At 54.1% G+C, this 13859-nt stretch carries 12 protein-coding genes; 10 read left to right on the plus strand and 2 right to left on the minus strand.

Annotated features, from left to right (window positions below):
* Nucleotides 1–143 precede the first annotated feature (143 nt).
* The 10 genes from KUIN1_RS10050 (at nt 144) to KUIN1_RS10095 (ending at nt 10709) form a co-directional block, all read left to right on the plus strand.
* Nucleotides 144–1094 carry an alpha/beta fold hydrolase gene (locus tag KUIN1_RS10050; protein WP_232060022.1) on the plus strand — a complete coding sequence of 317 codons (951 nt, stop codon included), beginning with the start codon at nt 144–146 and terminating at the stop codon, nt 1092–1094.
* 176 nt (nt 1095–1270) lie between these two features.
* Nucleotides 1271–2200, plus strand: a complete 930-nt coding sequence (locus KUIN1_RS10055) for a ThiF family adenylyltransferase (RefSeq protein WP_024640595.1) — start codon at nt 1271–1273, stop codon at nt 2198–2200.
* Nucleotides 2201–2243: 43 nt separating this feature from the next.
* Nucleotides 2244–3467, plus strand: coding sequence for an MFS transporter (locus KUIN1_RS10060; RefSeq protein WP_011267319.1), 1224 nt, complete (start codon nt 2244–2246; stop codon nt 3465–3467).
* Nucleotides 3442–4101 (plus strand): N-acyl amino acid synthase FeeM domain-containing protein, encoded by a 660-nt coding sequence (locus tag KUIN1_RS10065; protein WP_003406999.1) that lies wholly within the window; start codon nt 3442–3444, stop codon nt 4099–4101. The genes KUIN1_RS10060 and KUIN1_RS10065 overlap by 26 nt, the downstream gene beginning before the upstream one ends.
* A 41-nt stretch (nt 4102–4142) precedes the next feature.
* On the plus strand, nt 4143–5411 hold the full coding sequence (gene ectB / locus KUIN1_RS10070; protein ID WP_162496678.1) for a diaminobutyrate--2-oxoglutarate transaminase: 1269 nt from the start codon (nt 4143–4145) through the stop codon (nt 5409–5411).
* Nucleotides 5411–6121 carry a TenA family transcriptional regulator gene (locus KUIN1_RS10075; RefSeq protein ID WP_003406996.1) on the plus strand — a complete coding sequence of 237 codons (711 nt, stop codon included), beginning with the start codon at nt 5411–5413 and terminating at the stop codon, nt 6119–6121. The genes ectB and KUIN1_RS10075 overlap by 1 nt, the downstream gene beginning before the upstream one ends.
* Before the next feature lie 7 nt (nt 6122–6128).
* Entirely contained in the window at nt 6129–6575 is a 447-nt protein-coding gene (locus tag KUIN1_RS10080; RefSeq protein ID WP_024640593.1) for a cupin domain-containing protein, read from the plus strand.
* A gap of 283 nt (nt 6576–6858) precedes the next feature.
* A complete protein-coding gene (locus KUIN1_RS10085; RefSeq protein WP_116830397.1) occupies nt 6859–7782 on the plus strand; it encodes a LysR family transcriptional regulator in 924 nt (307 codons plus the stop codon).
* A 240-nt stretch (nt 7783–8022) separates the two neighbouring features.
* Nucleotides 8023–9042 carry a tRNA dihydrouridine(20/20a) synthase DusA gene (gene dusA, locus KUIN1_RS10090; RefSeq protein WP_024660678.1) on the plus strand — a complete coding sequence of 340 codons (1020 nt, stop codon included), beginning with the start codon at nt 8023–8025 and terminating at the stop codon, nt 9040–9042.
* 179 nt (nt 9043–9221) lie between these two features.
* The gene (locus KUIN1_RS10095) at nt 9222–10709 is read left to right on the plus strand and encodes a glucan biosynthesis protein (protein WP_197739789.1); all 1488 of its coding nucleotides are present in this window, start codon (nt 9222–9224) and stop codon (nt 10707–10709) included.
* Between the two features lie 19 nt (nt 10710–10728).
* Here the strand turns inward: KUIN1_RS10095 and KUIN1_RS10100 are convergent, their stop codons facing one another.
* Nucleotides 10729–12231, minus strand: coding sequence for a glucosyltransferase domain-containing protein (locus KUIN1_RS10100; protein WP_172980046.1), 1503 nt, complete (start codon nt 12229–12231; stop codon nt 10729–10731).
* Between the two features lie 25 nt (nt 12232–12256).
* The gene (locus tag KUIN1_RS10105) at nt 12257–13723 is read right to left on the minus strand and encodes a glucosyltransferase domain-containing protein (protein WP_152091965.1); all 1467 of its coding nucleotides are present in this window, start codon (nt 13721–13723) and stop codon (nt 12257–12259) included.
* Nucleotides 13724–13859: the final 136 nt, after the last annotated feature.

Here is a 13859-nt window from a genome sequence, read left to right on the forward strand (position 1 = left end):
GGCGCCTCCCTGAATGGCCAAGCATAGTCCTCTTCGCAGCACGCATGATTAAAAAAAAGTGAAGGGGCTTAAAAAAGTTTGAACAGACAACAAGCAGCCCCTGTGGAATGCTTTTATCCACTTTATCGCAAGGACGTCGACTGATGAAAAGGATTGCTTCTGCTGCGTTGTTTATTGCGTCCTGTACCACCGCTTTAATGGTGAGCGCGGCGCCACTGCCTGCCAGTTCAGCCGCAAATATAGACGGTGTGGAAATTCATACCGTCACGCTAAAAACTGACGCGATGAAAATGGCCCTCTGGCGTGATTCGCCGAAAGGGACCCACACTCAAACAATGAAAGAGTCACAAGTTGTTCTGTTTATTCATGGCGCAACCATTTCAGGTAATCTCTCGGCCGGGTACGCCATTGACGGTTATTCCTGGGCCCAAGACGTCGCCAATTCAGGACGCGAGGCCTGGGTGGTGGACCTGCCGGGGTATGGTCGTTCTGATGATTATTCGGAAATGCGCGAGGCCAGTCCACACGCCAACGGTGAATCGGTGGGCAATGCCAAAAGCCTGGTGCCCGTGATTGATGCCGCCGTCGACTATGTATTGAAGTTTACCGGTGCTAAAAAGCTGACGATTATCGCCACGTCCAGGGGCGCGATACCGGTGGGGTATTACCTGAGCGCGCACGGCGAAAAAGTAGACAAGGTCGTGTTCAACTCGCCCATCGTCCGGCGTGATACCACAAGCCCGGAGATTGTCCGAGGCTTGTTCGGCAGTGCCGAAAGACCCGACAAGAGCTTTTATGAGATTCCGGTCGACAAGCGATTGTCCATGATAGAAGAAGACCGTCCGGCGGGCACCGAGACGCAGCTTGAACAAGGGTTTATAAAAAACTGGCCCGGTGATGCAGCGCTGGAAAGAGCGCATCAAAAGAACATGATTAAAGTACCCGGCGGCTTTGCCCAGGATATCTACGATGCCTGGCATGGCGTGTATTGGGACCCTGCCACAATCACGGTGCCTGTGTTAATCACACGCGGTGATTATGATCATGTGCTGACCACCGCGGCGGATATCGACTGGCTGTACACACACACCTGAGCAATGCTTCCAGTAAACGGTACGTGCTGATCGATAAAGGCACCCACGCCATGTTATTTGAAAAAAAGCGTTTCGAACTCTATCGCGAAGTACGGGTTTTTCTGGAAGGCTCATATAACCGATTGTCACTGGCCTGTAGTTTTTGCGGTGGCCGCAACTAAAGCAAGGAGCAGATCATGTTGAAGAAAGCACGCATTGTTAAATTTCCAGGCGTTTTCGACGAGCGGGTATACAACGAGCGGGTTTCACGCAGCGGTTGTTTTCTCGGCAACTCGAAACTGGAGCAGATGGCCAATCAGGGTAAGCTTTCCAATGCTGTTGTCGGCGTCGCAGGCGCAGGGGGTATTGGCGGTGCCGTGGCCCTCGGGCTGGCACGGTTGGGTGTAAGGCATATCAAAATTGCCGATCCCGATTCTTTCGAAATCAGCAATATCAACCGACAGTTTGGTGCTTCAGTGGAAACCGTCGGTCGTAACAAGGCGTTGGTGGTTGCCGAGCTGGTTCACCGTTTGGCGGGGGACGTGAGCGTTGATGTGTTTCCGGAGGGTATACAGAAGCACACCGCTGAAGCGTTTGTGGAGGACTGTGATCTGGTGTTGGATCAAATGGACTTCTACAGCATTGGCGAGCGCTATGCACTGCACAGGGCGTACCGTAACTCAGCCAGGTGCAAAGGCTTGCTGGCATCCTCGGTGGTCGGTTGGGGCGCGAACATCTACAAGTTCGACAAGGCAGGCCTGACGCTGGAGGATTTTTACGATATTCCGGAAGAGGCGCAGATGACACCTGAACTGGTCGAAAGGCTGGTCATGCTCCAGGCCTCTTATCAGCCTCGTTTTCCGAGCATTCCCGATATTTTCAGCTGGATGAAAGACACAGGAAACGTGCCTATTCTTTCCGTGGCACCGACGGCCTCGCATTACCTGATTCTCTGTCGCTCAGCGCTGATGCTTTGCGACCTAGAGGGCGCACCGTACAGCACCGAACTTCCCCCCATGCCCAAGTATTACTGGTTCGACGGCTCTACGTTCGACAACGGTATTTATGAGTTCGACGGCACGTGGGCAAACCCCGAGGAGCATCGCAAGCACTTCAATGTCAATTGAACCAGCTGGCCCCGATCGGGGCCAGCCCTTTGAGGAAGGCGCCGTGAACGAAGTGCTCGATACTCAGGAACGGCACAATATTTCCAGGTTCCTCCTGGCCTCCAGTCTGTGGTTCATTTGTGTGGGAATACAAAGCGTATTTCTGCCCTGGGTACTGATCAGCGTCGTTCATGCATCGGCCTTTCAATTTGGCATCGCCCAGATGTGCCTGATGTTGCCGGTGCTGCTGCTGGTGATCTATGGCGGTTATGTTGCCGATCGCAAGCCGGTGCGCAGGTTATTGGTCTGCGTGTACCTGGGTGGCGCGCTGACGGCATTGGTCTTCGCCGTCTGGAGCTACCAGTCCGCAATAACCTACGCCAACGTGCTGGTGTATGCGTTGGCCTTTGGCGTGCTGTCGGCCTTTTGTGCGCCTGCCAGAGAACTTTACTTGAATGTACTGGGCAAGAAACAGTTGCAAAAGATCGTCACTATAAACATCGGGATTGAGTTCGGGATTCAGACGGTGGGTTTCGCCATTGGAGGTTTTGCACCGCAGGTGGGCGTCGGTCTGATGTTCTTGTTGTTGTCGCTTCTGTTCGGGATGTCGTCCCTGGCCGCCTCTTATATTTCGGTGACCACGCCCAGCAAGCCTCATTCCGGCCTGATCGCTGAAACCAGTACCGCGCTGCGGTTTTCCATTCAGCACCCGGTCATCTTCCCGGTACTGTTATTGAACGGCCTGATCGGTGTGTTCTTTCTGGGCTCGTTTTTCGTCATGCTGCCCCTACATATTTCCCGGTTGCCGGGGTACGACGCCTCGTTGTTGGCGCTGTTCAATATCGTGTTTATGGTCGGGTTGATCGCTTCCGTCATTGTCTTGACCGTCAAGGGCGGGATAGAAAATAAATTACGGGCACTGATCAGTTCCTGCCTGCTCGCGTCGTTACTGCTGGCGGTTATCCCGTCCGTGCTCACAGAGTGGATTCTGTTTTTAGGGGTATTGAGTTGGGGGTTTCTGGGCGGTATTGCCCTCAGCATGGGGCAGACGCTGATTCAGGAAAATGCCCCTTCAGGCAATAAAGCTCAGGTGTTAGCGTTACTGATGTTGTTTTTCATGGGGGGCAGTCCGATAGGTTCTTTCCTGCTGGGAACACTTCTCGAGTTCGTTGAAGCGCCCGTCGTAGGTGTCATCAGTGCAGTCGCAATGATTGTTTCAATAATGGCAGTTTCCTATACCTACACGCTATGGAATGCACAACATGAACGGATCGACACTGTCCTTTGACGAAGCCACGTCAAAGGATTTCAAAGGTAACGTGTTACTTGCAAACTCTGATATCGAACTCGCCCTGGTCAAGGCTGTTTGGCAGGAAGTGTACAGCGAGGAGTTAGGTTGGCTGGACGGGGATGACACCGATCCTCGCAATGATCGCTACCATGCCAACTCGGTCTACCTGCTCGCCACTGACGACGAGGGAGCCGCCGTGGGGGTCATGCGCATGATTATCGACGGGGACCAAGGTCTGCCCATCGACAATTTTGCCGACATTTCCGGGATACGGGCAACTGCGCAAGGCGCGCTGATCGAATGTGCGCGACTCATGGTTCCGGCCAGGCACCGTGATCAGATATTTTCGGCTTACCCCTACGGTATTTTTGCTGCCTTGGTAAAAGCGGCTTTGCAGTATTGCCTGAAAGAAAAAAACTACGACGTCCTTGCCAATTGTTTTATCGATACACCTCACACACCGATAAAAGCACTGGCCCACATGGGGTTCCGTGACTTGAACATTCGCTTTCGAGACGAGTTGCATGAAACGTCAGAGTGTACGGTTCTGCATTTGGACATCAAGGACATGCTGTCGATATTTTACGGGCCCGAGAAAAGCCTGGGGCATTACATCATGGCGCGAGCGTAGTTTAATTTTTCCGGGCAAGGGAAGCAGGCATGAACCCATCAATGGCTATCTACGAGCGTGAGTCGAATGTGCGTTCTTATTGTCGCGACTGTGACGTTGTGTTTGCGACGGCGCAAGGGGCAGTGATCGAAGACGTCGAGGGGCGGCAGTTCATCGATTTTTTTGCGGGGGCCGGATCACTGAACTATGGCCACAATAACCCGCGTTTGAAAAAAGAGCTGTTGGACTATATTCAGCAGGACGGCATCACGACCACCCTGGACTTTCACAGCGCTGCGAAGTCTCGGTTTATCGAACAGTTCGAGCGGATTATCCTCACGCCGCGGGGGATGAACTACAAACTGCAGTTCACCGGGCCCACGGGGACCAATGCAATCGAGGCCGCCTTGAAGCTGGCCCGCAAGATCACCGGACGCACTTGCATCGCTGCGTTTACCCATGCATTTCACGGCGTCACGCTGGGCTCGCTGGCGCTGACCGCCAACGCCGATAAAAGAGCCGTCTCTGGCGTAGAGCTGTCAAACGTCGTTCGGCTGCCTTATGACGGATTTCTGGGGCGTGACATTGACAGCGCGTATATCATTGAAACGATGTTCTCCTCAGCAGGCGCAGGTGTCGAGCCGCCGGCGGCCATTATTCTGGAAGTTGTGCAGGGCGAGGGCGGTTTGAATTGCGCGCGGCCGCAATGGTTACAGAGAATTCAACAGCTGTGCCGGGCCTCAGGTGCGCTACTGATCATTGACGATATTCAAGCCGGTTGCGGTCGTACGGGCACGTTTTTCAGCTTCGAATCTGCCGATATATCCCCCGACATCATTTGCCTTTCAAAGTCCATCAGCGGTTATGGTCTGCCGATGTCACTGGTGCTGATAAAACCGGAGCACGATCAGTGGGCGCCCGGTGAACACAATGGCACCTTCCGTGGAAACAACACTGCATTCGTGACGGCTGCGGCGGCACTGAGCTATTGGCAAGACAATGCGTTCGAGCGCTCGATAGCGCAACGTTCCGCCGTCCTGCGCCTTGCACTGGAAAAAATAATTGCTCATTCACCCCCCGAGGCTGTCCGCATTGTCGGGAGAGGGCTGTTCATGGGATTGAGATTTGGCGACTCACGGCGCGCGAGCAGACTGTCTGCAGAATGCCTGTCCCAAGGTCTGCTTGTGGAAACCTGTGGCCCCTTGAATGAAGTGCTCAAGCTGATGCCGCCGCTGACCATCGATCTGCCTGTACTAGAGAGCGGACTGGACATCTTGAAACGTGCCTACCTATCGACCTTACACAACGAATCATCGCGAGGGATTGCCTGATGGATTTAATGGTTGGAGATACCCGTACATTGTCTGCCCGTGCGTTGGGCAATGAGTTCATCCTGCAAGAGCTTGCACAATTAAGAGACGAACTGATCCAGCAGGTTTTCGATCATCCTTTTCTGGTTCAGTGCCGTGCGGCAAGCATGCCGATAGACCGGCTGAAGAACTTTCTCGTGCAACAAGGGAAATACAGCCGTTATTTCACGCGGTACATCTGCCAGTTAATGAGTCATCTTGAGGGTGATGAAGATATTCTGGCAGTGTTCGAAAATCTTTTCGAAGAACTGGGTTTTGGTGAAGTCGCCGAACCCACTCATTCGGCTATCTACCGTGAGATGTTGTGCTCCTTCGACCTGAACCTGGAGGCGCACGCCACGCTTCCTTCCACGCAGCACCTCATCGATACAATGATGAACTTCTGCAAACAGCCCAATGGTATTTATGGACTCTCGGCGTTGTGCCTGGGGGCCGAGGCCATTGTTCCTCATCTGTACAGTGACATTGTCACTGGCTTCTCGGGTCAGGGCGTTGCTGCAGAGAGGCTCAGGTTTTTCACGTTGCATATCGAATGTGACGATGGTCACGCGGACACCCTGTTGGCGATTCTGTCGCGTCTGGTGATGGAAAAACCGACTCGTTTTGAAATAGTCCGGCACGCCGCCGTCATGATGATCAAGGCGCGACTTGAGTTTCTCGATAAACTTTGAGGTGAGCATGAATAACCATACTTTTTCTTCCGGTGATTTCGTGCATGTTCCCGCCAGTCTGGCCGCTGGCGAGGACGTGGGCACGCTGTTACATGAAGGGGTCAGAACAACCACGCTGGACGCGTTCAGCAAAACAAGAAAGCACGAAGTTCATGTTGTCGACCTGCCGTCCAGGTCGATAAGTATGACCTTCGGTGCGCTGCAGCCGCTGCAAGGGTCGGGCCTGCATCGGCATAACTATGAAACCATCATCTATATCATTTCAGGCACCGGTTTTTCGATGGTAGGAGAGACGCTCGTTGCCTGGACAGCTGGAGACGCCGTTTATATTCCCGTCTGGCGTTGGCACAAACACGTCAATACATCAGAGGACGCAGAGGTCACGTACATCGCCTGTGAAAATACACCTCTGCTGCAGGCGCTTGGCGTCGCGTTGCGGGAGGAAGCTTCCTGAACGAAGCTCGGTATCCGTGCCGCGGAGGGGAGTCTGGACGTACCGAAGTTTTCATCTGTAAATGAACGGTCAGAAAGATGATCGGGGCGCAGAAAATCGATTCAGCCCGCCGTTTTTTAACCCTATGTCCTCTGATGCTCAGGAATACTTTGCGAATACCCGCCAAATGGCCTAACTATAGAGGGAAGGAAAGCCGGGGTGCAGTGGGAAAACCCCGGAGCGGGAAAACACCCGGTCAGCAAAGTCGACCATCCGCTTTGCACCGGGTAAACAGGGAAAACGGATGTCTCGAATCTTTGATGTTGATACGCACCTTTGGCGCACGTTCAAATCGGTGAGCGAAACTCGAAGTATCACGCGGTCTGCGGTTGCGCTGTGCAAAACTCCACCAGCCATCAGCATGCAGATAAAAAAGCTGGAAGCACTTCTGGAACTGAAGTTGTTCGTCAGAGGCGACGACGGTTTTCGGCTGACGGTCATTGGCGAAGAAGTATTGGCGGCCGCTGAAAAGATTCTCGCCATGCATGACAATTTGTTCCGCTTGAAGAACAAGAACCCTGATAGCGAATTGCGTCTGGGCATGCCGGATGATTACGCACTCTTTTTCCTTCACGGGATTGTAAAAGCCCTGGCTCGATCAAACCCCGATCTCAAGATAAAGCTGGTCTGCAAGACGTCGTCGTTCTTGATAGACGACGTCGACCAGGGTCGACTGGACATGGCCGTTGTCGCAGTGCCGGAATCTCGGGTCATGGAGCATTCTGAATACATCAGGCGTGAAGAACTGCACTGGATCGGCGATGCCAGGCTGATCAGGGCAGGGCATCCGATACCGTTGGTGCATTTTCCCGATGGTTGTATATGCCGAGAGGTCTCTGTCCAATCCTTGCAGTTTGCCGGGATGGCGTCCGAGATACGATTCACCTCAGAGTCCAATTTTGCCGTTTTCAATGCCATCAGTGCCGGTGTAGGTATCGGCGTGGGCGAGTTATCACTCATTCCGGGCGATACGCCTATTATCACAAGCTCGCTGCTTCCCGCATTGCCCGCGATACGGATGTCTGTACTCTCTAACGACGATCGCATTTCCAGAGCTGTCCTTTCCAGAATAAGCACCAGCGTTGTGAGGAGCGTCAATGCTGTCTGCGAGCAGAATATCCTCGGAAAAAAACGCCCGGAAAATGCCTTTGCCGTTGGCGCTTTTTGACACGTTCAGCTCCCGTGCCTGAAATCCGGCTGCGAATCAGCACGTCATCAGAACTGCCGCTTTCCTGATAAACTATCGGCCTTTCCCGATTGATCGCGTCTCTGCGTGCGGGCCACTGTGTGGTCCCACGTATCGCTCGATTCAATTGAGCCATTTTCTCGCTGACCGCCTCTCAATGATGCATGTCGTTGAGGCCAGCTAAGGGATGGCGATAACCCGCCGCGTAAAAGACCAATCCACATGAACATCGAAAACAACGAAGCCTCAGCAAACATTGGCGATCCGCTTGCAACAGTGTCCCGCCGCTTCTCCGTCGCCCCGATGATGGACTGGACCGACCACCACTGCCGCTACTTCATGCGCAAGCTCTCAAAGCATGCCTTGCTCTACACCGAGATGGTCACCACCGGTGCCTTGCTGCATGGCGACCGCGAGCGGTTCCTGCGCCATGATGAAACAGAGCATCCGCTGGCATTGCAGTTGGGTGGCAGTACGGCGGCGGATCTGGCTGCGTGTTCGCGTCTGGCGCAAGAGGCGGGGTATGACGAGGTCAATCTGAACGTCGGTTGCCCGAGTGACCGGGTGCAGAACAACATGATCGGCGCGTGCCTGATGGCGCATCCTGAGCTGGTGGCGGATTGCGTGAAGGCGATGCGCGATGCGGTCGGTATTCCGGTCACGGTCAAGCACCGGATCGGTATCAACGGCCGTGACAGCTACGCCGAGTTGTGTGATTTCGTCGGCAAGGTTCAGGAGGCGGGTTGCCAGAGTTTCACGGTTCACGCGCGTATCGCGATTCTCGAAGGGCTGTCTCCCAAGGAAAACCGCGATATTCCGCCACTGCGTTATGACGTGGTCGCGCAGTTGAAGTCTGACTTTCCCGGCCTGGAGATTGTGCTCAATGGCGGCATCAAGACGCTGGAGCAGTGCAGTGAGCATTTGCAGACGTTCGATGGCGTGATGTTGGGGCGTGAGGCTTATCACAACCCGTATCTGTTAGCGCATGTCGATCAGCAGTTGTTCGGCAGCACTGCGCCGGTCATCAGTCGTTACGATGCGTTGGAGTCGATGCGGCCGTACATTGCGGAGCACATTGCCAGCGGCGGCAACATGCACCACGTCACCCGGCATATGCTCGGTCTTGGTCTGGGTTTCCCTGGCGCGCGACGCTTCCGTCAGTTGCTGTCGGTTGACATACACAAGGCCGAAAATCCCATGCTGTTGCTGGATCAGGCCGCGGCGTTTCTGCAAGGCCATTGAGTTAATCTGACGAACTGACCGGGTGGCTTTGGCGGGCTGAACTATGCTCACATCTACTGCCCACCAGGTCACTTCCCATCATGTTGAATCGACGAAACTTTCTCGAGTTTTCTTCGATATCTGCTTTGTTGTTCGTATCAGGTATCCCTTCCTCCTCGCAGGCTGATGAGCGGCTAAAAATGGGGCATGGCGAGCCCTTTTCCTTTGATTCTCTGGTGCAGCGCGCACAAGAGGCGGCTTCGCAACCTTACATTGTGCCGTCTGTTATTCCGGCAGATTTGTTGGCGAAACTGGACTATGACGCTCTCGGCAAGATTCGCTTCAAGCCGGATTACGCCTTGTTCGCTAAAGGCCCTGGGCAGTTTCCGGTCACTTTTTTTCATCCAGGCAAGTTCTTCCCCAAGCCGGTACGGCTCTATGTCATCGATAAGGGGGCTGCGAGGGAAATTCTCTACGATCCGGCGTATTTCGATATGCCGGAAGACAGCCCTGCGCATCAGTTGACGCAGGGGACCGGTTTCGCCGGATTTCGTTTTCAGGAAAGTCGAACCGGTGATCAGCAAAAACTGGATTGGCGTAATAACGATTGGACAGCGTTTCTCGGGGCTGCGTACTTTCGTGCCATCGGTGAGCTTTATCAATATGGGCTGTCTGCGCGAGGTATTGCGCTGAATGTCGCCCAGGCCGAACGCGCTGAAGAGTTTCCCGACTTCACTCACTTCTGGTTTGAATCACCGGATAACGACACCGCCGATTCAGTCGTCATTTATGCGCTGCTTTACGGACCGAGTATCTGTGGGGCCTATCGCTTCGTGATGCGGCGGGGCAAAGGGGTCTTGATGGAGGTCGAGGCTGCACTTTTCATGCGCGGCGAAGTACAAAGGTTTGGCATTGCGCCAATCAGTTCGATGTACTGGTTCAGTGAACAGGTCAAGAAGACCGCTGTTGACTGGCGTCCCGAGGTTCATGACTCCGACGGACTGGCGATCTGGACCGGGGCGGGTGAGCGAATATGGAGACCGCTCAACAACCCACCGAGAACCACGGCTTCTGCGTTCAGCGACGATAACCCGCGAGGTTTTGGTCTGTTGCAGCGTGATCATGATTTCAACCATTACCTTGATGGCGTGCATTATGAACGGCGGCCGAGCCTGTGGATCGAGCCCTTGGACGATTGGGGCAAAGGTGCCGTGCAGTTGGTCGAAATTCCTACCGATGATGAGATCCACGACAATATCGTCGCGATGTGGGTGCCTGAAAAGCCCGCAGGTCCTGGTACCGACTATCGGCTGCGTTATCGTCTGCACTGGCTGGCGGACGAGCCCTACCCCGGTGAGCTGGCACGTTGCGTGGCGACGCGCCTCGGGAATGGCGGTCGGCCCGGACAGACGCGGCCACAAGGCGTGCGAAAATTTGTCGTCGAATTCCAGGGACGCTCTTTGGCCCAACTGCCGTCCGGTGTCTTTCCAGAAGCAGTGCTGTCCAGCACAAGAGGGAGTTTCTCCTACATTTTCACCGAGGCAGTATCCGACGGTTTGGCAGGACATTGGCGAGCGCAGTTCGACCTGACGGTAGAAGGTGCAGAACCGGTAGACATGCGTCTTTATCTGCGTCTGGGTGAGCAGACCTTAACCGAGACCTGGTTATACCAGTACCATCCGTCCTGATAGAAAAGGTCAGGCGGGGTCAGCGTGTTGGATAATAGTTCTGTGGCTGGCTGATTTTTTTGAGCACCAGATAACCCACGTTTTCAGACAAATGAAAGCGATAAAGCTGCCTGATCAGCGCAGGGGGCGGAAGGTGTTCACCGACTGGCGGCTCGGTATATTTATGTATGCTGGTGATGCCGGTTCTCGGCAGTGCTTCCGGCAGCGTCAGGTAATGAATATTCAGTAGATAACCCAGTACCGGTAGAGCATTGGCGGTTGACTGCATTGCGGGCAGCCAGTTCTGCAAATAGAACCCTCGGAAATGGATGCGCTCCAGCGTTCTGGCGCGTGAGAGCGCGTCGATGTCGTACGCGATGCTGCGCGCAACATGCTGACCCAGCTCTTTATGAGCACTCAGGGCATTCCCGTAGACAAAAGAGAGCGACAGCATGCTTGCCAGTGGCAGGATAATAAACAGCCTGGGCAGCAGCATTTTCGGTGGGCATGAACGTTCGTAAAGATAGAACGCTGCGACAAGCAATGTCGAAAAACCGGTCAGGGTTCTGGCGTCCTGAATGAAGTCTTTGAGCATCAGAGTTGTACCGGACACGAGAAGTATCAGCAGCGGAACGGTGGCTAGAAAAATCAGAAAAATCCCCGCCCTGCGAAACAGGGTGCCGGGGTAGTGCAGAATCGTTATCGCGATGGAAATGAATTTTACAATGGCAACAATGGTAATAATCAGGGCGATTGTTTCAAGCACTTCACCGTGCACCAGCAGAGCGATTTGCTGAATCAGAAAGTGTAGGCGGTCTTGTAACTCTTGCAGCGCGTGTTGATCGATATTCAGCAGGTGCGAGCGGCTGCCTTCGACGAAAGGTATCGCCAGACACGCGTAGATCAACAGCCCCGCCACGCAGGTTATTAGATGGTTCAACAGTGAGGAGAATGAGGCGTTGAACGAGTTTTTTGTGTCGATATTGCGAATGAACTCAATGCAATACAGGCCTACCAGAACATTAAGCGCTGGCTGATACAGTGCAAGTGCTGCGGCCACCCACAAGGCAGCTTTCCAATTTCTTTTCAGCGGATTGGGGACCGTACGCAGCAGTGCCTCCACGACCATAAACAGGCTCAGCACCATCCCTGGGCCGTCGTATTGGTATGACAGGTTCTGCAGAAAAAAGGGGTTGTACAGAACAGGCAGCACAATCAGGCAGTTCAGCGCAGTTGGGCAGTTGAAGTAGTGATGCGCCAGGCGCGTCAGCGATACCGCCAACAGGCCCGTGGTCAGCAATAACGGTAATGGGAACAGGTTGATGGCGCCTGACGAAAAACCGAGCGCCATGTAAAGCAGGCTTACGCCTGGACGGCCTTGCTCTGTCCAGCGACCCTGTGCAAGTTGCGACCTCCAGTAGTCGTCGGCGTATGTCTGATCAGCCATGAGCAATGGAACGATATAAAGCAGGCTTGCCCCGAGCAGTAACAGGAATGAGTGTTCCCAGGACAGTGCTTTATTCAGCGCTCTGATAAAGATCATATGACGTGCCGCTCCAGAGGGGGGCTTACGGTTCCCAGATATAGGTGTCGGGAACTGTAATTTTTTTCATGACGATGCATCCGGTCTGCTGCTGAATGTGAATGTTGTAATAAGTGCGGTCGACTACCGGGGCACTTGACGCACCGCATGAGGTTGTCGGCCATTTACCGCGAGTGATGCCGACGCGTTGCAGTCGTGAAGGCGTCAAGCGCTCGTCGGCATTCATGATGTACTTGATCGCTGGAAGTTTTTCGAAGGTTCCGCTGGCTGCCGGTAGCCAGCTTTGAAGAGGCTGAGTATTAAAGTGAAACGTGTCTATGTTTCGCAGCGCAGGTTGGGTGTCGATGTCGTAGGCAAGACTGAACAGTACAGAGATGCCAAGCTCTTTCTGCAGAATCAGCACTCTGCCGTAGGCGTATGAAAAGGACAGCATGCAAACGATCGGCAGGACCAGTATCAGGCGCATTGCGTCATGCCGCTTCCAGGCATGAGTGTTGATCAGGAAAAAGATCGCGATCAGGATTGTCGAGAATGCCAACAGTGTTCCGGCCCGCCCGTCGAAATGGGCGGCCAACAAGGTTATTCCGGGAATCAGAAGCAAGAATGCAACAGGCAGGCACAGGCAAAAGAGAGCGATAACTGTCTTGCGAGCAATACCGTCCTGTCGTCTGAACGCGATTAGTACATGGCGGCTGTAACTGGTCAGCGCAACCAGTACCAGCCCGATAGCAAGACAGAGGGTGCTCGTGTTGAACAAAAGCGCTACGTCCCGGCTGAGCGGTGCCAGACGTCTTATTATTTCCGAAGGCCATTGGCTGTCCATTGTCAGCCAATCATACGAGCCGACAGTTGCGTAAATGCCTATCCCGATCGTCAACTGCGCCAGCCTGACCATCAACAACCTGCCAATTACACCCGGACTGCGCTGCTGGATAAGTGCGCTCAGACATTCAACGCCAAGCAGACCGAGGAAGACGTTAGGACTTGTTGCAGCGAACGCCAGCGCGAAGGCGATCATCAAACCTGAAATGGCCAGTTTTCGGGGCATTCCCGGAGCGTCATAAACAATGGCGAAAACGATCAGCGCGATGCCCAGTGCAGTGGCCGGGCCCTCGTAATGGCGGGAAAGATTCTGCAGGAAAAAAGGGTTATACCAGAGCGGCAGTACCACCAGGCAGTCAATCAGTGTAGGCGTCGTAAAGCAGTAATTCACCCACTTGAGCATGGCCCATGAGATCAGCGCTGTGGCGATCAATAGTGGTAGCGGGAAGATATCGGGCGCACCGGACGTGAAGGTCAGCGCGCGATAGGCAAGGGTGACAAGTGGGCGTCCTTGCTCTGCCCAAGGGCCCTGAGCATCGCTTGATATAAGGTCATCTTCAGCTGAGGGGGCGTTGGCGAGCAGTAATGGCAGCACGTAAAGCGCGTTGGCGGTCAGGATAAACAGCAGCATGGCCGGTTTCGAGAGGGGGTTGTTCCACAGGGCAGTCATCGACCGATCGTTCCATGAGACCGATAACGCCACTGCCGGTCGTTGCTGGCACTCCTGCACTCACTCTAGAAGAATAGATGCCTTCATCAAATCATTTTCCAGGTCGTAGTGCGGTGCTGTCGCAGATGCGTTGGCC

The organism is Pseudomonas sp. KUIN-1 (assembly GCF_009176725.1).
Taxonomy (GTDB): Bacteria; Pseudomonadota; Gammaproteobacteria; order Pseudomonadales; family Pseudomonadaceae; genus Aquipseudomonas; species Aquipseudomonas fragariae.

Coding starts and splice junctions, on each gene's coding strand:
- KUIN1_RS10085 (WP_116830397.1), top strand. CDS start 6,859: ATGTCTCGAATCTTTGATGTTGATACGCACCTTTGGCGCACGTTCAAA.
- KUIN1_RS10100 (WP_172980046.1), bottom strand. CDS start 12,231: ATGATCTTTATCAGAGCGCTGAATAAAGCACTGTCCTGGGAACACTCA.
- KUIN1_RS10080 (WP_024640593.1), top strand. CDS start 6,129: ATGAATAACCATACTTTTTCTTCCGGTGATTTCGTGCATGTTCCCGCC.
- ectB (WP_162496678.1), top strand. CDS start 4,143: ATGGCTATCTACGAGCGTGAGTCGAATGTGCGTTCTTATTGTCGCGAC.
- KUIN1_RS10065 (WP_003406999.1), top strand. CDS start 3,442: ATGAACGGATCGACACTGTCCTTTGACGAAGCCACGTCAAAGGATTTC.
- KUIN1_RS10095 (WP_197739789.1), top strand. CDS start 9,222: ATGGGGCATGGCGAGCCCTTTTCCTTTGATTCTCTGGTGCAGCGCGCA.
- KUIN1_RS10055 (WP_024640595.1), top strand. CDS start 1,271: ATGTTGAAGAAAGCACGCATTGTTAAATTTCCAGGCGTTTTCGACGAG.
- KUIN1_RS10075 (WP_003406996.1), top strand. CDS start 5,411: ATGGATTTAATGGTTGGAGATACCCGTACATTGTCTGCCCGTGCGTTG.
- dusA (WP_024660678.1), top strand. CDS start 8,023: ATGAACATCGAAAACAACGAAGCCTCAGCAAACATTGGCGATCCGCTT.
- KUIN1_RS10105 (WP_152091965.1), bottom strand. CDS start 13,723: ATGACTGCCCTGTGGAACAACCCCCTCTCGAAACCGGCCATGCTGCTG.
- KUIN1_RS10050 (WP_232060022.1), top strand. CDS start 144: ATGAAAAGGATTGCTTCTGCTGCGTTGTTTATTGCGTCCTGTACCACC.